Origin of the sequence: Dyadobacter tibetensis Y620-1 (genome assembly GCF_000566685.1) — a bacterium.
Classification (GTDB): domain Bacteria; phylum Bacteroidota; class Bacteroidia; order Cytophagales; family Spirosomataceae; genus Dyadobacter; species Dyadobacter tibetensis.
This window is the reverse complement of the sequence record NZ_AZQN01000001.1, coordinates 111,282-134,965: the sequence shown is the minus strand read 5'-3', so window position 1 is coordinate 134,965 and position 23,684 is coordinate 111,282. Positions and strand designations below refer to the sequence as shown.

At 43.5% G+C, this 23,684-nt stretch carries 20 protein-coding genes; 9 read left to right on the top strand and 11 right to left on the bottom strand.

What is annotated here, in order from left to right:
* Nucleotides 1–54: 54 nt before the first annotated feature.
* From X939_RS0100515 to ligA, 11 genes are all read right to left on the bottom strand, one after another.
* Nucleotides 55–666, bottom strand: coding sequence for an inorganic pyrophosphatase (locus X939_RS0100515; protein WP_374754291.1), 612 nt, complete (start codon nt 664–666; stop codon nt 55–57).
* 28 nt (nt 667–694) lie between these two features.
* A complete protein-coding gene (locus X939_RS0100510) occupies nt 695–1,696 on the bottom strand; it encodes a glycosyltransferase family 2 protein (protein WP_025761276.1) in 1,002 nt (333 codons plus the stop codon).
* A gap of 58 nt (nt 1,697–1,754) precedes the next feature.
* A complete protein-coding gene (locus tag X939_RS0100505; protein ID WP_025761275.1) occupies nt 1,755–2,477 on the bottom strand; it encodes a tRNA1(Val) (adenine(37)-N6)-methyltransferase in 723 nt (240 codons plus the stop codon).
* 2 nt (nt 2,478–2,479) lie between these two features.
* Nucleotides 2,480–3,118 carry a ribonuclease H1 domain-containing protein gene (locus X939_RS0100500; RefSeq protein ID WP_025761274.1) on the bottom strand — a complete coding sequence of 213 codons (639 nt, stop codon included), beginning with the start codon at nt 3,116–3,118 and terminating at the stop codon, nt 2,480–2,482.
* Nucleotides 3,118–4,356, bottom strand: a complete 1,239-nt coding sequence (gene pepT, locus X939_RS0100495; RefSeq protein WP_025761273.1) for a peptidase T — start codon at nt 4,354–4,356, stop codon at nt 3,118–3,120. Before pepT ends, X939_RS0100500 begins: the two co-directional genes overlap by 1 nt.
* Nucleotides 4,357–4,383: 27 nt before the next feature.
* Complete coding sequence (locus tag X939_RS0100490; RefSeq protein ID WP_025761272.1) at nt 4,384–4,851, bottom strand: pyrophosphohydrolase domain-containing protein; 468 nt, start codon at nt 4,849–4,851, stop codon at nt 4,384–4,386.
* Between the two features lie 56 nt (nt 4,852–4,907).
* The gene (locus X939_RS0100485; RefSeq protein ID WP_025761271.1) at nt 4,908–5,480 is read right to left on the bottom strand and encodes a MarC family protein; all 573 of its coding nucleotides are present in this window, start codon (nt 5,478–5,480) and stop codon (nt 4,908–4,910) included.
* 81 nt (nt 5,481–5,561) lie between these two features.
* Entirely contained in the window at nt 5,562–6,275 is a 714-nt protein-coding gene (locus X939_RS0100480; protein WP_044198135.1) for an NUDIX hydrolase, read from the bottom strand.
* Nucleotides 6,276–6,395: 120 nt separating this feature from the next.
* Complete coding sequence (locus tag X939_RS0100475; protein WP_025761269.1) at nt 6,396–7,448, bottom strand: aminotransferase class V-fold PLP-dependent enzyme; 1,053 nt, start codon at nt 7,446–7,448, stop codon at nt 6,396–6,398.
* 81 nt (nt 7,449–7,529) lie between these two features.
* Entirely contained in the window at nt 7,530–8,420 is an 891-nt protein-coding gene (gene dapA / locus X939_RS0100470) for a 4-hydroxy-tetrahydrodipicolinate synthase (RefSeq protein WP_044198132.1), read from the bottom strand.
* 138 nt (nt 8,421–8,558) lie between these two features.
* The gene (ligA, locus tag X939_RS0100465) at nt 8,559–10,655 is read right to left on the bottom strand and encodes an NAD-dependent DNA ligase LigA (RefSeq protein WP_025761267.1); all 2,097 of its coding nucleotides are present in this window, start codon (nt 10,653–10,655) and stop codon (nt 8,559–8,561) included.
* Nucleotides 10,656–10,899: 244 nt separating this feature from the next.
* Between ligA and rpe the strand changes: the two genes are divergently transcribed.
* The 9 genes from rpe (at nt 10,900) to X939_RS0100420 (ending at nt 23,618) form a co-directional block, all read left to right on the top strand.
* Nucleotides 10,900–11,556, top strand: coding sequence for a ribulose-phosphate 3-epimerase (gene rpe / locus X939_RS0100460; protein ID WP_025761266.1), 657 nt, complete (start codon nt 10,900–10,902; stop codon nt 11,554–11,556).
* Nucleotides 11,553–12,824: an apiosidase-like domain-containing protein gene (locus tag X939_RS0100455; protein ID WP_025761264.1), complete on the top strand. Its 1,272-nt coding sequence runs from the start codon at nt 11,553–11,555 to the stop codon at nt 12,822–12,824. Before rpe ends, X939_RS0100455 begins: the two co-directional genes overlap by 4 nt.
* Nucleotides 12,825–12,946: 122 nt before the next feature.
* A complete protein-coding gene (locus tag X939_RS0100450; protein ID WP_025761263.1) occupies nt 12,947–14,983 on the top strand; it encodes an OmpA family protein in 2,037 nt (678 codons plus the stop codon).
* Between the two features lie 94 nt (nt 14,984–15,077).
* On the top strand, nt 15,078–16,961 hold the full coding sequence (locus X939_RS0100445; protein ID WP_025761262.1) for a glycosyltransferase family 39 protein: 1,884 nt from the start codon (nt 15,078–15,080) through the stop codon (nt 16,959–16,961).
* Between the two features lie 122 nt (nt 16,962–17,083).
* Nucleotides 17,084–17,911: a transketolase gene (locus X939_RS0100440; protein WP_025761261.1), complete on the top strand. Its 828-nt coding sequence runs from the start codon at nt 17,084–17,086 to the stop codon at nt 17,909–17,911.
* On the top strand, nt 17,904–19,898 hold the full coding sequence (locus X939_RS0100435; RefSeq protein ID WP_025761260.1) for an NAD-dependent epimerase/dehydratase family protein: 1,995 nt from the start codon (nt 17,904–17,906) through the stop codon (nt 19,896–19,898). The genes X939_RS0100440 and X939_RS0100435 overlap by 8 nt, the downstream gene beginning before the upstream one ends.
* Nucleotides 19,895–20,815: a transketolase family protein gene (locus X939_RS0100430; protein WP_025761259.1), complete on the top strand. Its 921-nt coding sequence runs from the start codon at nt 19,895–19,897 to the stop codon at nt 20,813–20,815. Before X939_RS0100435 ends, X939_RS0100430 begins: the two co-directional genes overlap by 4 nt.
* On the top strand, nt 20,812–22,506 hold the full coding sequence (locus tag X939_RS0100425; protein ID WP_025761258.1) for a hypothetical protein: 1,695 nt from the start codon (nt 20,812–20,814) through the stop codon (nt 22,504–22,506). The genes X939_RS0100430 and X939_RS0100425 overlap by 4 nt, the downstream gene beginning before the upstream one ends.
* Before the next feature lie 2 nt (nt 22,507–22,508).
* Complete coding sequence (locus tag X939_RS0100420) at nt 22,509–23,618, top strand: acyltransferase family protein (protein ID WP_025761257.1); 1,110 nt, start codon at nt 22,509–22,511, stop codon at nt 23,616–23,618.
* The last annotated feature ends 66 nt before the right edge of the window (nt 23,619–23,684 follow it).

The window sequence follows — 23,684 nt, the reverse complement described above, 5'->3', positions numbered from 1 at the left end:
CCGCCCCTAACAGGAACGGCTTTTGTTTTATTTCTCCTCTGACTGCTGGTTTATTCAGTAGAAAGAATGTTTGTAATCTTCTACGGAAGTCTGGATCACCTCATGGGCCTCTTCTCGTCCGTATACATTAGTAATTTCGATATGGGCCTTTTCGCCTGGCAAGTTTTTGTAAGTCAGGAAGTAGTGCTTTAAGCGCTCGACAATCCCTTCGGGTAGCTCGCTAAGGTCATTAAACTGACCGTAAACACCGTCACCCTTTAAAACAGCGATTATCTTGTCATCAGCTTCGCCCCCATCCAGCAGACGAATGCCTCCGATAGGTTTCGCTTCGCACATCACATCGCCATGAGAGATAAATTTCTCACAAAGCACTAAAATATCCAGAGGATCTTCATCTCCTTGAGTTACTTCGCGTCCAGAACGTTCTCTGGCCAGCTCTGCGACCTTTTCTGCACAATAGGTTTTGGGTATAAAACCATAGAGTGCAGGGACTATGTTGGAGTATTTTTGAGGGCGGTCGATCTTCAGATAACCAGTTGCCTTGTCTATCTCGTATTTAACGGTGTCGGTAGGCACTATCTCAATAAATGCCGTTACCAACTCTGGCGCATTTTCTCCCAAAGGGATCCCATGCCAGGGATGGGCTTTGTGTACGTTAGCGATCATTAATTTTATAAATAAGAAAATTTTTATGTTACAAACCAGTATTTATCTGTGAGCTCGGTCTTTCTGCACGTTCAGAGACAACATAGTCATCGGCCTTGGAGATAGACTGTTTCACAAATAGCTCTCCTAAAAAGCCAGCCAGAAACAATTGAGTCCCTACCACGATAGCTAGTAATGCCAAAAAGAACAGAGGATTTTCGGTTACATTCCGATAAACCTCATGCGAAATATAGATCTTATATATTTTCGAACCAATCAGCCAGAAAGTTATAACAGAACCCAGAAAAAACATAAGCGTACCTAGACTGCCAAATAAATGCATAGGTCGACGGCCAAACTTATTAACAAAGGCAATCGAAAGCAAATCGAGGAAGCCAAAAATGAATCTTTCTAATCCAAATTTTGTCGTTCCGTATTTTCGGGGACGGTGTTGGACCACCTTTTCTCCAATCTTGGCAAAGCCATTCCATTTGGCAATAACAGGAATATATCGGTGCATTTCCCCATAAATGGTAATATGTTTGACGACCTCACGGCGATAAGCTTTTAGCCCACAGTTAAAATCGTGAAGTGCCACACCGGAAATTTTCCGTGTCACCGCATTGAAAAGCTTAGTAGGTAGTGTTTTGGTAATGGGGTCGTACCTTTTTTTCTTCCAACCCGACACCAGGTCTAGACCCTGTTGAGTAATCATACGATAAAGAGCAGGAATCTCGTCTGGGCTATCCTGCAAATCGGCATCCATGGTGATGATCACCTCCCCCTCAGCAGCCTGAAAACCTGTTTGCAAAGCGGCCGTTTTTCCATAATTCCGGACAAATTTCAGCCCCTTCACATAGGGATTTTCAGCGGAAAGTTTTTCTATGACCGACCAGGAATCGTCTTTACTACCATCATCGACAAATATAACTTCATATCGGAACCCTTCCTCCTGCATCACCCTTTGGATCCAGGCACAGAGCTCAGGAAGCGATTCTTCCTCATTATATAGTGGAATTAATACGGTAATTTGTACTGGTAAATTGGTCATGAAATGGAACGAAATGTCGTAGCTTATTATTAAAGTTGTAAAGTTCGCTTTTTTCCTTTCATAATTTCAAATAAAATGGTCCTAATAGCGCCTCAAATTCGGATGTATACCCTTGGCCATGGGAAGAATATATTACCAAATCGCTTTCTTTCAATCCATTATCCGACTCTGTAGCTCGTTGAAAGCACATGATGCGACGGAATGGTTTTTTCTCAATATGGTTATTTATGGTCAGACTCTGTTTCAAAATAAATCCCTTCGTCTCTGCCATTTTTATAAAAACATGACTTTCATCCCATGGAAGAAGTAGGTGCAACTCCCCTTCTGGTTTTAAGAGGCGAGCTACAGCATATAACAGATCTTCAAAATGGAGTGTCTCGGCATGATGTGCCGCATTTTTTTGAGCAGAGGGGGAACGCAGGCTCGCTTGATAGAATGGCGGATTGCTTATGATTGATTCGTATAGCTTCCCAGGCTCATATTGTCGGATATCTCCCTGAAGTAACTCAATTTGCTTATTATAGGGGCTATTTTCAACATTTTGAACCGACTGTTCGAAGGCTGGAGCATCCAGCTCTATGCCGGTAACCTTAGCCTTAGGAAATCTTTGAGCGAGCATCAACGTTAGCAAACCTGTTCCAGAACCTATATCAAGTACATTCTGTGCCTCTCCTAAAGACAACCAGGCACCAAAAATGCAAGCATCGGTGCAGACCTTCATTGCGCATCGATCCTGCCGAATAATAAACTGTTTGAATTGAAAAAAGCTGTTTCTGGCCATTATTATTTTCGTCCAAAGTCAGCAGGGTTTTCTCCCCAATGTTTGGTTTCCCATTTCAAGATTTTGTTTGAATAGGTGTTGGTGGCAAGCCATCTCTCCGCTCGTTGCAACAACTCAAATACGGGTTTGTTACGAGGAGTGAGCGCCAATTTCGTATTAGCATGTTTCTTTTTCACCCAACTAATTGCCGTTTTGGAATCAGAATAAATGGGTATCAGGCTATTTTTACCCTTCAGATAGGCTAGCGCATGAACGATAGCCAGAAATTCTCCAATATTATTGGTACCATCATGAAAGGGTCCCTGAAGAAAAACTCTGGTGCCATTGCCCAGATAAACCCCCTGGTATTCCATGTCACCCGAGGCCGTATTCCAGGCAGCATCCACGGCCAGACTATCCAGGATGGGTTGTCCTATTGCAGCCGGTACCGTATTGGGATGAGGTTTGGCAGAGGCTTCTTTCCGAGCAATATATTCCCAATAATTTCTTTCTATTGCCTGCTGGGCAATTTCCAGAGAATCAAAAGATTTGTACTGGGCTCCATCAAAGTTTTTTATTTGAGCCTCACATTCCTTCCAGTCTGTATAAATTCCGGTTTCGCGGCCCTTCCAAACCACATAAAATTTGGTTTTCTTGGCCATTACGATTTCTCTTCCCACACCTGACAAAGATTCACAATCACTTCCACCGCCTTTTCCATATCCTGTAATGACACCCATTCCAAACGACTATGGAAGGCATGTTCACCGGCAAATATGTTCGGGCATGGCAAGCCCATAAATGAGAGCCGTGAACCATCCGTTCCTCCCCGAATACTGCGTAGTATGGGCTCCAAGCCAGAACGTTCCATAGCCATTTTGGCATACTCTACTACCTGTGGAAATTCAGCCAATATCTGTTTCATATTTCGATATTGCTCCGTTACGACCAGAGACGCCGTGGAGCCCGGATAATGAACCAGAACCTGATCCATTATTTCTTTTAGAATTTGCTGTTTTTCTAATAAGCCTTCATCAGTAAAATCACGCAAAATGAAATCGATGGTAGCCACTTCTTGTATTCCTTCCATGGCCACCGGATGAATAAACCCTTCCCTACCCGCTGTAGTTTCCGGAGAAAGTCGATTTTTAGGCAGGCTACTGATAATATCCCCCGCTATTTTAAGTGCATTCTCTAATTTACCAAATGCATACCCTGGATGCGTGCTCACCCCCTGAATGGTAATTCGGGCACCATCGGCCGAAAAGGTTTCGTCTTCCATGGTGCCTACCGCTTCACCATCTACGGTATAAGCAAAATCGGCACCCAGGCGTTTAAGATTAACCTTTTCAGTGCCCCTGCCCACCTCTTCATCGGGTGTAAATAGGATTTTAATTGGTCCATGAGCGAGTTCGGAATGTGTAATCAGATACTCTACGGCGGCCATTATTTCTGCCACCCCGGCTTTGTTATCAGCTCCCAGAAGGGTGCGTCCGCTTGCCGTAATCAGGTCATGCCCTATTTGCTGGGCAAGGCCTGGCATCTCGCCAACTCTCAGCACCTGGGTGGGATCATCCGGCAAAACGATATCACTACCATCCCAATTTCTATGTAACAAAGGTTTGACGCCGGCACCAGAAACATCAGGTGAAGTATCTACATGAGAACAAAAACAAATAGCCGGTACGTCTTTACTGGTATTTTTGGCTGGGACGGTGGCATATACATAGCCATTTTCGTCTAATTCCGCATCCATAACCCCCATTGCCAATAACTCTTCAACTAGCAGTGCACTGAGATTACGCTGTTTAGCAGTACTGGGAAACCGATCGGAGGCGGGGTCTGACTGTGTATCGATCTGAACATAACGTAAAAATCGTTCTAGAACAGTGGTTTTCATGGCAGGAATGGAATAATAGTCTAATATTTATTGATTAATTATTTGCTCCAGATTGGCTGGAGAATAATTAATATTTTTCAGTGTTTTATCATCAGCTGTGCGATAAACAAGGTATTTGCCCGCATCTTCCTTGTAGTAGCACGGTGTACCTTTGGCCTGATAATGGGCCACAGTAGCTTCAGCTTCTGCCACGGTCTCGCAGGCTTTGGACATATTAGAGCGTTGCACCTCGTCGAATAACGCTCGAAATTTATCACCCAGGCCAAATTCCAGTACCGCGCCCGAAAGTACATACTGCAAATCACAGAGTGCATCTGCTACTTCCACAATATCCTTTTCAAGAATAGCAACCTCCAACTCCTTCAATTCCTCTGCTAATAGGGCTACACGAAGGCGGCTGCGCTCTTCCGAGGGAATGGTCGGCTCGTTAAGGATAGGGTGTTTAAAGGTTTTATGAAATTCGGCTACCTGATTAAGGCTGTCAATTTGTTGCATAATGAGAATAATTTAATGATTTGGCCGGCAATTGAGCAGCGACCGACTTAAGAAAGTTATCCAACGAAAATATTGGATTTAAAAAGTTTGACGGCAATGGCGAGTAAGATGATCCCAAAGATTTTTCTTAAGACATCTATACCTCCTTTACCTAATTTCTGTCCTATCCAATCTGAAGATTTTAGGACCATGTAAACGAATAGTAAATTGACCACTACTCCTACCAAAATGTTCTGTATGGCGTAGGCTGAACGGAGGGCCAGCAAAGTAGTCATGGTTCCGGCACCGGCAATAATTGGAAAAGCGATGGGAACGATTGATGCGGCATTTGAATCCAGATCGTCATGTTTAAATATATTATGGCCCAGCACCATTTCCATACCCAGTAAGAACAGGATAATGGCACCTGCTATAGCGAACGACGATACATCTACACCAAAAAGGCTTAGCAATCGTTCTCCTACAAATAGGAATAGGATCATGATTAGCCCAGCCACCATGGTCGCTTTCTCGGACTCAATATGTCCCAATTTCCTTCGAAAATCGACGATCACCGGGATAGAGCCCAATACATCTATGACAGAAAATAAAATCAGCGTCACAGAAATGATTTCCTTAAAATTAAACATACAGTTGTTGACAAGATTTTTTTGGACACAAAGTTGAACAAAACTCCGTGCATAGCCAAAAAAAATCGTCGGAGTCAACTATTATACGCTTCCACCAGGTAAGAAATTAAGAAAGGTATTGAACTGCTTTTGGTACTTTTCCTCGTCTATCTTATAGAAGTATGCTCCTTTTTTGGAGAAACCCCGTTGTTTTTCATCCAATTTTATCAACAATTTTGTCGAAAGCAATTTACGGCTAAAGTTCCGTTTGTCCAGTTCAGCTCCAAAAATTGCCTCGTAAAGTTTCTGCAGCTGAGGAATCGTGAACTTCTCCGGTAAGAGCTCAAAACCAATAGGATGCTGAGAAGCCTTGTAACGAAGATGTTCTATGGCCTGGCTCACCATCATCGAATGATCAAAAAGAAAAGTGGGTAATTCATCCAAGGAAAACCAGCGTGCTTCATAGGCAGAAGAAAGTGCTTGGGTATAATCCTCCACATTGATCAGGGCAAAATATGCTACTGAAAAAGTTCGCTGAACGGGATCTCGCTGAGGGTCGCCATAGGTATGCAATTGCTCCAGATAGATATCTTTTAGGTTGGTAAGCTCATAAAGAACCCTGGAGGCAGCAGCTTCGAGGCTCTCCTTTTCCTGTACCCAGCCTCCCATTAGTGACCATGTATCCTTTTCATTCTCTATTCCCCGTTTAACGAGGAGTAATTTCAGGGATTCACCGTCGAATCCAAATATGATGGAGTCAATAGCCACCAGGAATTTAGTCTGTGATTCGTATTGTTTTAATATATCCAATCGCACAATGAAGCAGGTCGTAGTTTATTATAAAAATTTCAAATAATGTATAGGAAAGGCTCCATTAAGAGCCAAACTTAAGCTATGAGTATATAAAACCTAATATAAGAGTATATTACTCATTAATTAAAATGCGCGCTCCAAAAAAGTCTTGAGAACTTCCACTTCCGGATCAGTGATAGCAGGAAAATTGGCTATCCTAAAAGTATTGTTTTTCCACGGTCCGTAACCATTGCCCAACACAATTCCATTCTTTTTCGCCAGCTCTTTTAGTTTTTTAAGGGCCTGATCTTCTAGATGCCAAGCCAAAACCGTAGGAGACCTGAGTTCTTGGCGTGCTACGACAGGACTAAGACCTAAATCCTCAAAAAAAGTATATAAAGTTTCAGCACGATTTCTGATTTGTGCATCTATCATCAAAATTGGTTCAATAGATTCAGCACATCGGTTTAGAAGATAAATGCCCAAAGTATTCGGAGTATAGGGTGTCTGAAACTTTAAAAAATTATCTCGGATAAAAAGAAAACTATTATAATGATTACGCTCTCCTATACTTGCCGCCTGAGCAATAGCCCTAGGGCTAACAATGAGTACGGCCAAACCAGGAGGAAGACCAAAGCATTTCTGAACCGAAGCAAACCAGATATCTGCCTGAGTCCAGGGCAAATTTAAGCCGGCCATGGAAGAAGTAGCATCTATTGCAATCAAATGACTATGTCGCGACCTGACTTCCATTAATAAAGTATCAGGAATATAAGTTCCATTACTGGTTTCATTATGGGTTAAACAGATTATATGATCTGCCGAATCCTGCAAAACCTCATCTAAGACAGGAAGTTGTTCAGGGGAAAAAGCGCATCCACTTACCTGAGAATTAATGGCCGCATCATATTCCATCCATTTCTTGCCAAATGCACCATTATAGACATGTAATGCTCCGGTCTGGGTAAAAGATTGGGCGATAATCTCCCAACATTCCGTAGCGGAAGAAACCAGAAAAACTTCATAGTCGGCAGGCACAGCCAGCTTATTCTTTACGAGCCGAAGGGTAGAATCCATCAATTCCATAAATCCCTCACTACGGTGATTTTGGCTGAGAATACCGGAATCAAAGGCCTCCTGTAAATAGGTAGCCACCTGCGGATAAATCTTGGAAGGACCTGGATAAAAACTAATCATGACAAGGTGATTGCGACAATATTCATTTAAAAAGCAAAAAGGCTCCGAAGAGCCCTTTTGCAAATAGCTATAGGCAAGGTCTCAGACAAAACCTTCACGGATCATGGCTTTTGCAAGCTTTTCTCCTAACTCGGGCGTAGCCGCCAGTAAAGGTAATCTTACCTTGGGCCCGCAAATACCTTTAATTTCCAGACATTTCTTTATACCTACAGGGTTAGACTCCACATAAAGCAAATCGTCAAACTCTAGAAACGCCAGCTGAAGTTTGGCTGCCTCTTTAAAACGGCCTTCCAATGCCTGCCAGGTAAGCTCGACAAACTCCTTAGGGAATGCATTGGCAATCACGGAGATCACTCCGTGCCAGCCTACACTAATCATGGGAGTTACCAGATTGTCGTCTCCAGCGAGTAAGAGGAATTCGTCACCCACGGCATCAGCCAAAAGCATGCTTTGTTCCAGACTTCCGCCGGCATCCTTCAGTCCTATAATATTAGGATGTTTGGACAGACTTACCACAGTGGGTACCGATATATTGGTCACAGTACGGCCTGGTACGTTATATAGCAAGACAGGAACCGGTGAGGCATCTGCTATGGCCGTAAAATGCGCAATTATTCCTTCTTGAGTAGGTTTATTATAGTAAGGACAAACAGAAAGAATGGCATCAACCCCTTCAAAGTTAGTTTTCTTGATGGTATCAAGAACCGCCTTGGTATAGTTTCCACCAATACCATAGACGATGGGAAGGGATTTATAATTATTTTCGATGGTAAAGTTCAGAATCTCCTCTTTCTCCTTTTCGGAAATCGTCGGTGACTCACCGGTTGTTCCCTGAACGACCAGATAATCCACGTTACCCTCTGAAACCAGGTCTATCAGATTTTTCAGACCCGTGTAATCTACTGCATCTTCTTCATCAAAAGGCGTAACGAGTGCCGCGCCTACCCCTTTGAAACGTTCATCCAATGGCATTATTCCTGTATTAATGTTTATTAATAAAACACAAAGTTAGTTAAGTAAATCGTCAATTGCAGAAGGTTATAACTTTCGATGATGGGTTTTTTGTCAAAACACTGATTTTCTGATAATTATAAGCATAAAAATCAAATATTATCTGACCGCCGCCTGAAGCATCTGAACAAAGTCCTCTTCGGATAGGATGGTTACCCCAAGTTTTCGGGCTTTTTCCAACTTTGATGGACCCATATTCGCACCTGCCAACAAATAGTTAAGCTTCCCGGAGACACCACTCAACACTTTGCCGCCATTGGCTTCGATTTTAGATTTGAGTTCGTCTCTTTCATAATTTTCGAAAACCCCTGATATGACAAATGTTTTTCCCGACAGGCTATCCCCTTCTATTACGACGGGCAGATCGGCCGTCTGCATCTGTAATCCGGCCTCCTTCAGCGCATGAACCATGGCCAGGTTGATGGGATTAGCAAAATAGTCTAAAACGCTTTGGGCAATGCGCCCTCCAATTTCCGGCACTGCAGTCAACTGCTCATAGTCAGCAGCAATTAAGGCCTCCAAATTTCTAAAGTAATTTGATAATTTCTCAGCCACTGTTGCGCCAACAAAGCGAATTCCAAGTCCAAAGAGAACGTTTTTAAAAGGGGCTTCCTTGGATTTTCTGATTCCTTTTAAAATATTCTCTACTGTTTTCTCTCTGAAACTGATCTTCTTAGTTTTACCGGTTTCTTCGTTAAAAATGTTCTTTTCAAGACCCAGTAAATGCTGGGGTTGCAAAGTATATAAATCTGCAGGGGTCCGCACCAATCCCAGATCATAAAGCAACTCGATCTTTCCCTCACCAAGGCTGGAAATATCCATGGCTTTCCTATGAATAAAATGCTCTATCCGGCCTTTTACCTGCGGTGGGCAGGCCGTTTCGTTAGGGCAAAAATAAGCAACCTCGCCCTCATTCCTTTGAAGTTGCGTGCCACACTCGGGGCATTCTGAGGGAAAAACGATTGCCTCTGTCAGAAAAAAATCGCGCTGACTCACGTCAACTCCAGTGATTTTGGGTATGATCTCACCACTTTTTTCTACGAAAACAGTATCGCCTAACCGAATTTCTAAACGTTCTAGCTCATTGGCATTATGTAGGGTAGCTCTTTTAACCCGCGTTCCGGATAATTGCACTCCTTTTACTTTTCCATAGGGCAGATTACGCTCTGTCAGATCACATAGATTGGCTACTGGTGTAACGGCCCCTGTCCGACCTACCTGATAGTGAACAGCTCTTAAAATAGCCGGTTTATTCTCCGCTTTGTATTTATAAGAAATTGCCCAACGGGGGCTTTTCGCCGTATAGCCCAGCTCCTGTTGCTGCTCCAAGGCGTTGACTTTGATCACAATCCCATCAGTTGCCAGAGGCAGGGTCAAACGCTTTTCTTCCCACTCATGAATATAATCAATCACCTGATCAATATTATCGACCCTCCGATAGCCTGGAGACACCTTGAAACCCCAACTCTGAAGTGCCTCCAAACTCTTACTATGCGAATCGAATATCGGCTCATCGCTTAAAAAAGCATATAAGTAACAATCGAGGCCCCGTTTGCTGGCCTCAGCGGAATCTTGCAACTTAAATGAACCAGAAGCAGCATTCCGAGGATTTGCATAGGGGTTTTCACCCATTAAATCCATTTGTTCATTTAGTTTTTCGAATGACCGATAGGGCATAAATCCTTCTCCCCGAACTTCGAACCGAGATGGTATATTGGTACCTTTGACACTCAAGGGCAAACTTCGTATGGTCCTGACATTATGGGTAATATCATCCCCGCGCGTACCGTCCCCTCGGGTCACTCCCCTCACAAGCCTTCCGTTTTCGTAGGTAAAGCTCAGAGAGATCCCGTCAAATTTTAACTCACAAATGTATTCATACGGTGCGCCATCCAGCCCCTTCCGCACCCTTTCATCGAAGCTTCGGATCTCCTCTTCGTTATAGGTATTGTCCAAGGAAAGCATAGGGTAGATATGGAAGACCGTCTCAAAGTTCTTGGTCACGGTGCCTCCTACCCGATGGGTGGGGGAATCTGGAAGACTATATTCAGGATATCGTTCTTCCAACGATTTCAGCTTGGCCATTAGCTGGTCGAATTCAAAATCGCTAATTTCCGACTCGTTTTGCTGGTAGTACTGAAAATTATAACGTTCTATTTTGGCGCTGAGCTCTTGAATCTGTTGTTCCGGTGACATGATGTTGTCGACTATTGTTTAATTCTAATATCCTAGCACAACAAAAGTAGAGGTCTTTTTAGTGCTTATTATTCTTTTTAATACAAAATTAAGATTTATTCTACAGCAATGAATTCTCTCACAAAAAAGCTCATAAAAGTACTAATCGGTGCGGGACTTTAGGGGAAGTTATCAGTTCAATCATCAATTTTGGCCGATATTTCCTTATTTTTGGCCATCCAAATCAAACTGAACCCCTACACTTATGCCGGAAATAGCCCCGTCCATACTAGCTGCTGACTTTGCCAATTTACAAAGAGATATAGAAATGCTCAATCGAAGCGAGGCAGAATGGATCCATGTCGACGTCATGGATGGTATGTTTGTTCCCAATATTTCCTTTGGAATGCCTGTTTGTGCCGCGGTAAACCGTCACGCCACTAAACCCCTGGATGTTCACCTTATGATCGAACAGCCCGATCGATATATTGCCGACTTTATCAAGGCTGGAGCTGCTATTATAACCGTTCATTATGAAGCCTGTCCGCATTTACACCGTACGATTCAGTATATACAAGAGCTGGGCTGCCAGGCTGGGGTCGCGCTCAATCCAGCCACACCGATAGAAGTGCTTACCGACATTCTTCCCCATTTGGATCTTGTCCTGGTCATGTCGGTGAATCCTGGATTCGGGGGGCAGAAATTTATTGAACATACTTATAACAAAATCCAACGACTGCAGCTAATCCGACAGGAAAGAAGTTATTCATTTAAAATTGAAGTAGATGGAGGGGTAAATATGGACAATTGTTCTCAGTTGGCAGAGGCAGGGGCTAACATTTTGGTAGCAGGAAGCTTTGTTTTTGGCTCGGAGAATCCCCTACAAACGATTGCCCAGCTAAAACATGGCGGGGAAATATGAAAACGAAGAAGCTATGTGGATTAATTCTGGGTATCCTGTTTCATGTATTTCAGAATACACTGGCCCAAACTGCTTTTCCCCTGCAGGCGAGTAAAGACGGGCAACATCTTCTGGATGAACAAGAGCAACCTTTCTTGATGGTTGCTGATGTGGCCTGGCAACTTTTTCGAAAGCTTAGCCTTCAGGAAGCTGCTGAGTATATGGATATCCGTAAATCCCAGTCCTTTAACTGCATCATTGTTCAAGCCCTACCCGGCAGTCCTAATCTTAAAAATTTCTATAAACAGGAGGCCTTTAAAGGGGGAAGTTTTTCTCAGCCCAACCCAGGCTATTTCAGTCATATAGAAAAAGTGGTAGCGGCGGCAAAAAAAAGAGAAATTGCCGTGGGCATTGTAGTCAACAGACAAGGATGGCACCAATCCTTTGTGGATGCTAGCCCTGAGTCCATCGGACAATATATGTCCCATTTAATTCAAACTGTAGGTAAGCATAAAAACGTATTTTGGCTAGTCGACGACACCGACCAGTCCCGGCCATATGCATCCTTACTTACCGAGCAAATTCGTACTTTGCAACCTAATCGAATGATGGGTCTGCTGCTTCAGCAATACCCCAAAATATCGAAAGAAGTGAATGGGGGACCTTATGACCTTGATTTTATTATTCCAGACTCAACGAACTCTGAAACGGACTATAAAAATTTTGTAAAAAAACAGCAGGCCTCAGAGGAAACGGGAGAAATACAGCGCCCCTTTTTACTGGCGAATAGTATATTTTCTAAAGAACTTCTGGACCAATCTGCAGAAATTCGTCAGCAAGCATTCACAGCCTTTATGGCTAGCGGCAGTGGTTTTTGTCATCAAAGCACCATCAAGAATTTCAACCCGACGTGGAAAACAAATATTACCCAGGATGGTGCAGAATACATCGAGAAATTAGTTAAGGTTTTAAATGGCGTACCATGGGCATTTCTTAAGACCGAATGGAACAGTTCCCTGCTAGTAAGCCCCATGGATCGGGCCGAAGTACATGTAAAAATGTTAACCAATAAAAGAATGGCAATTGCGTATTTACCCGATTCGCGCAGTATCAACGTATATTTATCTCATCTAGAAGGCGATCAGTTTAGAGCCGTTTGGTACAGTCCGCGTACAGGAAAGAGATGGTTTGCTGGTACCCTACCCAACCAGCCTGAAGCCAGCCTGACTCCGCCCGAGAACAAATCGGAATGGGATTGGATCCTTCTGATCGGTGCGGGTCAAAACTAGTCTTATTCCTCTATATTAACTTTTTTTTATCTTTGGGTGAAGTCAGGGCCAAGGCATGACGGTACTCATCCATAAAAGCCCCTAATTCAAAGGAGAGTTATAGGCTTAGAACCCCATCATACATGAAGTTTTCGTTTTTTAAATATACAATATTCCCCATTCTATCACTGTTGGCAACAGCCTATGCCCAAGGGCAAAATACGCAATGGGCGCAAACCATTTTAGGATATTCCTCTGAACTGCGCGACGGCAGTTACGGGGAAGGCTATCGCGCCGTACAGGTTCTGGGCCAGCCTAATAAGCTCCCATCCTATGGCGATAGCCCTGTGGCATGGACATCGGCCCGGCCCGATGGGGCAGATGAGGAATGGATAAAAGTAGGGTTTAAAGTTCCAATCAGATTAGCCCAGGTCTTCATTGGAGAAAACCACCATCCCGGTGCAGTTACAAGGGTATATGCGTATGATACGGAGGGTCGTGAATACCTGATAGACAAACGAGAGCCTGGCCCAGTAGCCGGAGGTGGTAGGGAGCTTCGAATATTCCCCTCCGAGAGCGATATTGTATGTAAGGCTATAAAGGTAGTTCTGGCTCCATCGACCGTCACGGGATTTAATCAGCTGGACGCCATCGGAATCTCTGATAGTACAGATCCCATCAGAGCTAATATTCGTATTACCCAAGATTTAGAATCGCTTCAGAAGAAAGAAAATCTGGGGGCTGCGGTTAACAGCAAAGGGACGGAACTGGCTCCCGTCATCTCCTCGGATGGCAAAACTTTGTATTTTGCTCGGGCCAATCACCCGGGCAATATCGGCACCTCTCAGCGTCAGGACATCTGGCAGTCGACCCTGGATAACCGGGGCCGCTGGTCCAACGCCACCAATCTGGGCGCTCCACTAAACAATTACGGAGACAATGCCATCACCAGTATTTCTGCCGATGGAAATAAGATCTATCTCATTAACAAATACCTTCCTGATGGCACTTTGGAGTTTGGGTTTTCCTATTCCATGCGATCGGCAGGGGGCTGGAGCTTTCCACAAGAGCTACGAATACCAAGCTTAGGTGTCAACCAAAATAATAACTCTATGGAAGTCACCGTCTCCCCTTTAGGAAATGTACTCTTAATGGCCTTGGAACGCCCAGATACGGAGGGGAAAAGAGATATTTATGTATCATTCCTTTCCGACGAGAACCAATGGACTCCCCCTCTAAATATTGGGTCCACCATCAACTCCGCTGCAAACGAGAGCTCTCCTTTCCTGGCTCTAGACAACAAAACCTTATATTTCTCCTCAGAAGGGCACAGTGGCTTTGGCCAAAGCGATCTCTTTTTAAGCCGCAGACTCGACGATAGCTGGACCAAATGGAGCGAACCGGAAAATCTGGGCCCTGCGATAAATAGCGAAGGATGGGAAGGGTATTTCAACCTACCAGCCGATGCCACATTTGCCTACTTTAGTTCAACTGCGGAAAACTTCTCCGACGTAGATATTTACAGAATCCGGCTGAGCCCTGAAATTAAGCCCCAGCCTCTTGTTCATGTCAGTGGCACCGTATACGATCTCAGTAATAACCAGCCCATATCTGCCGAAATAATCGTATCGAATAGCGTTAAAGATTCCACAATTCTCAAAACGACCTTTATACCTACCCAGGAAAAATTTCAGTTATTTCTACCACAAAACACCTCTTATAGAATCGAAATCAGAAAGGAAGGATACTTTCCAGAAATCAAAGAATTAGTAGTCAACCAAGAGAGCACGATATACCAGATCTCATTGGATGCTTATCTGAGACCCATTGTAAAAGGGGAAAATATCAGGCTTAGCAACACCATGTTTGCTCAGAGCAGTGCGACAATAAGCCCAGGTACTTATGAGGAACTAGACTTGGTAGCCGATTATCTGATTCAAAATCCTCAGAGCCGTGTTCTGCTAGAAGGTCATACAGACAATCAGGGCGATATAAAGAAAAATGTACAGCTTGCTCAGGATCGGGTCAATGCGGTAAAGAAATATCTGACCGGTAAAGGGGTGGCCCCCGGAAGAATAGATACCAAAGCCTGGGGCCCCTCACGACCACTTACCCACAATCTTACCGAAGAAGCACGCCAGAAAAATCGACGCGTAGAATTTACAATCCTAGATCGGTAAGCCGAGAGAACGAAAATATTTGTGTACTTTCGCCAGAAATTTGCCCTTTTTGGCAAGACACACATAAAATTCAACAACGAGCCTTATCTATTTGATGACTCAATCTAATTCTGTTTCTCCCGAAAAATCCTGGTTCATATTAGCGCTTATTTTGGCTTTGGGCCTTGGATTGCGTATGTACAAGCTAGATGCCTATAGCATATTTTTCGATGAGAAAAGTACCATGGTTATCAGCCAGGGAATCGTTTTGGAGGGTGCTAATCAAAAGGATGTTTTTGCCAGTAAACGAATTACGGCGCGTCCATTTTGGCAAAGCCCCCGCTTAGATTACAGGCCCCGAGGCGTACTTCGATCCTTCACCTATCAGGAGATATTTGTCCCCAAAAGCTTTACCCCGGAAGAGTTCTGGGCGCCTAAATCCATAGCCGACTACTACGAGGCCATGACTCGGAGCGATATAGGCAATAGTCCATTTTATTATCTGCTGCTTCACTACTGGCTTGAGATATTTGGTATGTCCGATTTCTCTGCAAGAGGATTTTCGGTTCTGTTCAGTATAGGCATCATAGCACTTACCTACTTTTTTGGGCAGCGCTTTTTTTCCAATAAGGTAGGCTTGATCGCAGCAGGTATCGTAGCCATAGAGCCTTTTTTTATAGCTTACAGCCACCAAGCACGTAATTATTCCCTCACCTTCTTTCTCACCCTACTGGCAACCTACTATTTCCTGCAGATAATAGAAGATTCGCCGGGTTCCCGAAAGGTATGGAAATTGTATTTAGGGTATATTTTAGCTGCTGGACTGGCCTTATTATCTCATTTTTTGGTCATCACAGTATTGTTGGCTCATGGATTGTATGCGCTCTTCTTTCTGAAAAATATCAAAACATGGATTCGACTGGCTCTGGCGGCTCCTGCAGCCCTTTCCGGAGTTACCTGGTGGCTAGTGGCGGGAGGAGGGCAATATACCTTATACACACTGAGCTATCAGGCCGACCTTTACAGACGCATGGCCGAAACCAGGCCCTACAACAATCCGTTCGGTGCTCTACCGGCCACCTTTCAGAATGTCCTCAATAAGTCCCTGCCGTTATTTTCTGATATATTTCTTTTCAGCAATGGGCTTGCCGATGCGTTGGTAGGAAAAAGAAATCTGGTGGTTTCCCTTGTACTAGGCCTTCTGCTGATACTTTGGTATCGGTATCAAAATCGCAGAAGCAATCTGTCAACGCCCACCCCTGCCTTACACTGGACCCGCGCTGTCCCCTTTATTCTGATGTTCTTGGGATTGGCAATATATACCCAGAATAAGATACAGTTTACTATACTCTCAGTAAGCTTATTTGCGCTTTCTTTGGTTTGGGATGTTCATAAAAATTCCTCCAAGCCTCAGAAGCATCGGCTATGGCTCCTGTATTTTATGGGACTAATACCGACTCTCTTTTTAATTGTCATGGCTTTCAAAAATGGTCATACAACAGGCATTACCCAGCGATACTCTGGATTTTCTTTTCCATATGTAATTATTTTATTAAGTCTGATCATACTTACAATTACGAAACTCCGTCTGGAATATCGAATCCTGTGCTTGGTAGTTTTTGGATTGCAAATGATCTTTGTCGGCCAGAGACTTAAGGAGTTTTATCAGGACCAGTCGGTCAAATACGGCTATTTCGCAAACACCAGGGAGCCTAATCCCTATATGGAGGCAGCCCAGCGCATTCAGAACCTATACCAGCCGGGTGATACAGTCTTATATCCAGCTCCAGACTTCCTATTTCTTTCCGAGATGGACCGGACCTTTCTTCCCTACTCGGTTCAAGATGCCCAGCTGACGAACCTGTACCTTCCAAAGAAGAGCCAATACGTGCAACGCATGGATACCACCCAAGAGGAAAGCATTTTATTACTTAAAAAAAACCAGGCCGAGCCGATTGTAATCAAGCGACTTAAAGGGCTACGCTATGGCTCCGAATAGCCTTTCACCCCTCCGATTGACGAGCCGACCAATAAGAATTTGTATATTGCACGCTAATTTGAAATAAAATGCTTGTTACTTTGTAGGCAAGTTCAAAAACCGCATTGACACACAACAAGGCCATGACTGCAGAAGAAATCATAGATAACCCGCAACGTTTGAGCGGCGAGCTTAGACTAAAGATCCTTGGCTTATACCACAAGGCCAATGCAGGCCATATAGGCTGTTCCTTGAGTTGCATCGATCTTATGATCGCCGTATTGTTTTTAAATAAGAAAGAAGAAGACACTTTCATTCTGTCGAAGGGACACGCAGCCGCAGCTTTGTATGCCTGCTTAAATGTACTAGGCGAAATTTCGGATCAGGAACTGGATACTTTTTATAAAGACGGTACCACATTACCTGCTCACCCAGCTCCGCGTAAATATAAAGGGATACCCTTCGCTACGGGCTCATTGGGCCATGGTCTCCCTATCGCTACAGGCATAGCCCATGCCGCTAAAGTATCGGGCGACGGAAGTTATTCTTATGCTTTGCTCTCGGATGGAGAGACCAACGAAGGAACGACCTGGGAAGCCGCACATTATGCCATACAAAATGAGTTGGATAATCTGATTATGATTATTGATAAAAATGGCTTGCAAGGTTTCGGCACTACTACCCAGGTTTTAGGGGAGACCGCTTCACCCGAAAAATGGAAGGCAATTGGTTTTGAAACGGTTGTGGTTGACGGGCATGACATACCACAGCTTAATGAAACAATCCAGGACTTAAAAGGCCGTAAAAATGGAATCCCAAAAGTAATAATTGCCGATACTATTAAAGGAAAAGGAGTTTCATATATGGAAAATAAGCTAGAATGGCATTATCTACCTATGAAACAGGAGCAGTTTGACCTGGCAACCCAAGAAGTGAAGGAACGATATCTTAATGAACTTACGAATGCTTGACCAATTGCCGGTTTACCGCGATAAAATTGAACAGTTAAAAGGGCCCATCTTTGTATTTGGAGCAAGTGGATTTATCGGTGCCAATCTATTCAATGATATTTTCAAAATCAGGAAGGATTGCTACGCCCTTACACATGATGCGACCAAAGCCTGGCGATTGAAATTATTGAATGTACCGTTCGAGAACATCATCCATTGTGATATATTGTCGAATAATTCCGTTCAAGAAGTCTTCGAACGATATAAACCACAGACCATATTCAATCTGGCGGCATACGGGGCTTACAGTAAGCAAAGTAATGTAAACCTCACCTACGAAACGAACGTATTAGGGACTGTAAACCTTTTGCAGAATTGTAGTCCAGAGATGATTTATATTCATGCGGGAAGCAGTTCGGAATATGGATTTAACTGTACGGCACCTCAGGAAACTGATCGGGTGGAGCCAAACAGCCATTATGCTGTTTCGAAAGTTTCTGCCGCTTATTTATTGGAATATTATGCTAAGGTAAATAAGCTTAAAACACTTAATTTACGTTTATACTCAATTTATGGTGCCTGGGAGGAGCCCGATCGTCTGATGTCTAAGCTCATCGAATGTGCCCGGGAAAAAGATCTTCCTACTCTGGTCTCCCCTGATATCAGTCGGGATTTTGTTTTTATCGAAGACTGTGTCGAAGCATTTATCGACGCTGCCAATCGCATCACTGCTCAAACCTCAGGAAAGTCTTATAACATTGCCACAGGACGAAAAACGACCATAGGCGATCTTATAGAGACGACCAGAAAGACCTTTGCCATTGATAAAAGTCCTCAATGGGGCAGTATGTCCAATCGAAAATGGGATTTGGCAGAATGGTATGGCAATTCCGAGGCATTCCAAAATGATTTTGGTTGGTCTCCACGGACCACACTAGAAGAAGGCTTACAAAAAACATTGGCTTGGCAGAAAGCCATAGATTACCAGAATACCGTAATACCGGCATTTGAGAACCCCAGGTTGAACCCGGTAATCACTGCCATTATCGCTTGTTATAAGGACGCTCAGGCGATTCCCTTTATGTATGAACGTTTGGTGAAGACTTTCAACCAGTTAAAGGTTCGCTATGAAATAATATTTGTGAATGACAATTCTCCTGACAATCAGGAAGAGGTTATTAACAATATTTGTGACAAAGACCCCAATGTAGTAGGTATCAGCCACTCCCGTAATTTCGGGTCTCAGTCCGCCTTTTTGAGTGGAATGGAAATCGCTACGGGAGACTGTGTCGTTCTGATGGATGGAGACTTACAGGATCCTCCGGAAATCATCCCAGATTTTTATGAAAAATGGATGGACGGTAATGATGTAGTCTACGGGGTGCGGGTACAGCGGGAAATGAAGCCGCATATTCACTTCTTTTATAAGAGCTTTTACAAGATATTTCAGAGTCTAAGTTATATCCCGATTCCCCGAGATGCAGGTGACTTCTCGATGATCGACCGAAAAGTTGTAAAAGAATTGGTGGACTTACCCGAGACCGAGCAGTTCTTACGAGGGCTACGTGCTTGGGTTGGCTTTAAACAAACAGGTGTTCCTTACGTACGTCCTGAGCGCATGTTCGGCGTTTCTACCAATAATTGGACCAAAAATATTTGGTGGGCAAAAAAGGCAATTTTTTCCTTTAGCTTCGCTCCCTTAGAGCTTATGAGCTATGCTGGTTTTGCCCTTACAGGTCTTTCAATACTGGGAATAATTTGGCAAATTCTCGCCAAATTATTCTTTTTCCCTAATACGCCTCAGGGGATTAGTACGGTCATTGTATTGATTGTCTTTTTTGGGGGATTGACTATACTTGGGATTTCTTTCTTAGGAGAGTACATCACCAAAATTTTCGAAGAAACTAAAAAACGGCCCAAATACATCCGCACCAGGATTAGGCGCGGTAGTAAGGCCTACAAAACAGCAGAAGAGATTCGCACACTCGTGAAACAATTACGCAAATGAGAAAAGAATTTTCAGCATCCATAGAAAAACTGGCCGAAGAAGATGACTCCATAGTCTTCATCACAGGCGATCTAGGCTATAATGCCTTGGAGAACCTACAAGCCAAACTGGGCAATAGATTTATCAATGCGGGTGTGGCTGAGCAAAATATGGTTGGTGTTGCCGCCGGCTTTGCCCATAAAGGATACAAGGTATTTTGCTATAGTATTGCTCCTTTTATCGTATACCGATGTCTGGAACAGTTCCGTAACGACGTTTGTTTCAATAATTTACCAGTATTTCTGGTCGGTAATGGAGGTGGATATGGATACGGTATCATGGGAAGTAGCCATCATACTATCGAAGATATAGCCTGCCTGAGTGGACTGCAAAACGCTCAGGTATGGACTCCAGCATTTTCAGATGAAATTGAGCCCGTTTTACAGCAAATTATTTCTGAATCAAGGCCCACCTATTTACGTCTAGGCGCTGGCAAGACCAGCCCTATGGGCGCATTCCATACTGGCTCCTTCAAAGTTCTGCATCAGGGACTACAGGCCGATACAACTATAATTGCCCTCGGCCCCATTGCGAATAATGTGATTCAAGCGATGGAAGAATTCCCTGAGCTTAAAGAGCGTATCAATATTTTATCCGTTTTGAGGTTTCCCCTGGAAATAAGCACGGAAATTAGAACAATATTAAGCCAAACACCCAACATTCTCGTTGCAGAAGAGCATATTGGGACTGGAGGCTTGGCCCAGCAGCTTAGTGTTCCCTTACTCGAGTCAGGTATACCCATTAGGTTTTTCAAAAGCATTAAGGCAGAAGGCTATCCCAATGGTAAATACGGTAGCCAGGGCTATCACCAGAAATTGTCGGGGCTGGATTCTACTTCAATAGCCCAAAGTGTGATGGCACTAAATGCCATGATATGAATAAGACGTTTAGTAAAATAGTTGTCAGCATCTTCTTGCTGATCCCCGTGGCTATATTCTTTATAGCCTGGGATTTTTATGCAATCAATATACCCAAGTGGGACGACCATTCGCTGAAGGCATTTATAGTCGATATGAGCAATGCCAACTCCTGGACCGCTCAGTTTGCTGCCTTAAGTAAGCAACATAATGAACACCGTATTGCCTTAACAAGGCTCATCGCCTGGTTAGATTTTAAATGGACAGGTGCCCTAAACTACCGGCACCTCATGATGGCAGGCAATTTGTTGCTCCTTGCTGCCCTGCCCCTATTTCATTCGCTCCTCCATCAGAATAAAAAGCCATTGTTTGCACTTGTGCCCATTCCATTCCTGTGGTTAACCCTTGCTTTTTGGGAAAATATGTATTGGGGGATGGCAGCGATTCAAAATTTCGGCGTTGTTACACTGGTTTTATGGACCATTTATTTGTGTATACACCCCAGTAATACACTATTTGTCATTTCCCTATTGCTGGCCTGTCTTACGGTGGTAACTAGTGGTAATGGTCTGTTCGTGCTTCCAATAGGAGCCGTGCTGTTGTTTATAGGCCGAAAGCCACAGCGATTAGGTCTCTGGGTACTCGTGAGTGCCGGGGCTTTGTATGGATATTTTAATTGGTACCAGGGCAATGTATCCAACCCAGAATCTAGGGCGAGTTTCTTTCAGCTTCTCAAAGGTTACATGGCATTTTTGGGTTCATTTGCCGAGTCTGTCCCGGTACCGAATAGTTTTCAAATCTGTATTATAGCAGGAACACTATTGTTTTTGGTTTCTGTTTCTATCGGAATTAACGCGCTTTATCGTCTTTCGAGTCAAAAAAAGGTACAGGAAAGTGAAAAAATAACGGATTTATTTACCATTGGGGCCCTGATGTTTATATTAGGAACCGCTCTCATCGTCGTCTATTCCAGAGCTGGATTTGGACTGGAAGGGCTTATAACGAGTCGTTATAAGATCTATTCCGTACTCTTATTGGTTATTGCTTACCTGTATATAGTGGTTCCAATAAGAGGTAGTTTCTTGTCTCCATATATTTCAGCCATTACCTTACTAGCCGTCATATTTAACATATTTAGTTACTATTACCATCTGGTAGATGCATCCAACTTGCGAAAGATGCTTTCTACGGATCAGTTTAACTGGACCTATACCGACAAAAGTTTAACGATCGCTCCGGATTCCACCTTCGCTCAAGGCATTGTCGCAAAAACGCCTAATAATTACAAGCTATGGTTTGGATCCATAAAGTTGGCGGACAAACAGGGCTATGCTGGAGTTACTCAGGGCTTGTCTGCCCTGATGGGTCAGACCGAGTTAAAAGAAACACCGACTAATATGCTTGTGTCAAATAACCATTACACGAGTCAAAGACTGATTGATAGTGGTGTCTATTTGCTATTTAGCAATCAGGAGCGTTATTATGTTTACCCTACCTATCGTACCCGTAATAGAAATAGAAAACAATTATTCCTCAAGCAACTCTATTTTGCCCCCGGTTTTTATTCCGATGTACCCTTTAGCCAGATGAAAGCAGGAACTTATAAGGTCGGAATTCTACGACAAGAGGGTGGAAAGTTAGGTATACTCTTTAAATCGAAACAAATTATTATCCCGGAAGTGAAGGCCAACAAAATAGAGGTCAACTGGTAAACATGCGCGCAACACCACAAGGACATATTATACAACTAGACGGGGTCCGCTTTATTGCGGTTGCCCTGGTACTTATTGACCACTGGTTTGCAGAGGTGAATACCATTCCTTTAGGCCCACTGGGAGTAACCGTTTTTTTTGTATTGAGCGGATTTCTTATTTCCCGCATATTACTTAAGAGTAAGGAAAAGACTATTGATGAACCGGGAGGGCTGGGAAGATATCTTAGCAAATTTTTTATCCGTCGGACCATACGAATATTTCCAGTATATTATTTATGTATTGCACTGCTTTTGGTATTCGATGTACCTCCGGTGCGGGATACCTGGGCTTGGCTGGTTTTGTATGGCACCAATATCTATATTGCTGTTCACCAGAGCTGGATGGGCGTTGTAGATCATTTTTGGTCCTTGGCAGTCGAAGAGCAGGTTTACATCTTTTTTCCTTTTCTTATCTTTTTCGTACCCCGGAAAAAGTTAATACCAGTACTAGGTATAATGGGTCTGATGAGCGTATTGCTTCGGTTCTATTTTTTCTATACAGGAAAAGAATGGTTTGTCTCTTATGTTACCATGCCTGCTTGTCTAGATTCCTTCGCCTTAGGCGGACTGATGGCCTGGTTGCAGCTCTATAAGAATGAAGTCTTCACCAAGTTATTCAGCAGCTCCTGGCCCGTATGGCTTGGACTAATCGCCTGGTGTCTGCTACACTTTTGGTCAAAAACGTATGGAGAAACGTTACATAATGTGGCCAATGTCGTCTATGACAGGCTGGTTTCGTCTGTTTTCTGTTTCTTTTTGATAGGCCGGTCGGTGGTAGGATTTAAAGGGGGGATGAAAGCATTTCTTGAGCATCCTGCCAGCATTTATTTAGGGAAAATAAGTTATGGTCTTTACCTATATCACAATTTTGTATACAATCATTATCATAGTGGCCCCAACCACCCCACAGTCCGCTTAATGAACAAAATCTATAGCGTTGTCCCTGGGCTGGAACACTCCCTCCCATTCGAAGCGATGATTCACGCTATACTAACAGTTATCGTGGCCTCCTTGTCCTGGCATTTCTTTGAGAAACCTATTAATTCACTGAAAGATAAATACGCTGGGTAAATATAATTATTTGAATAGGGGGTATCCACTAATATTTATTAAATTCGCAACAACTTACCAAAACCA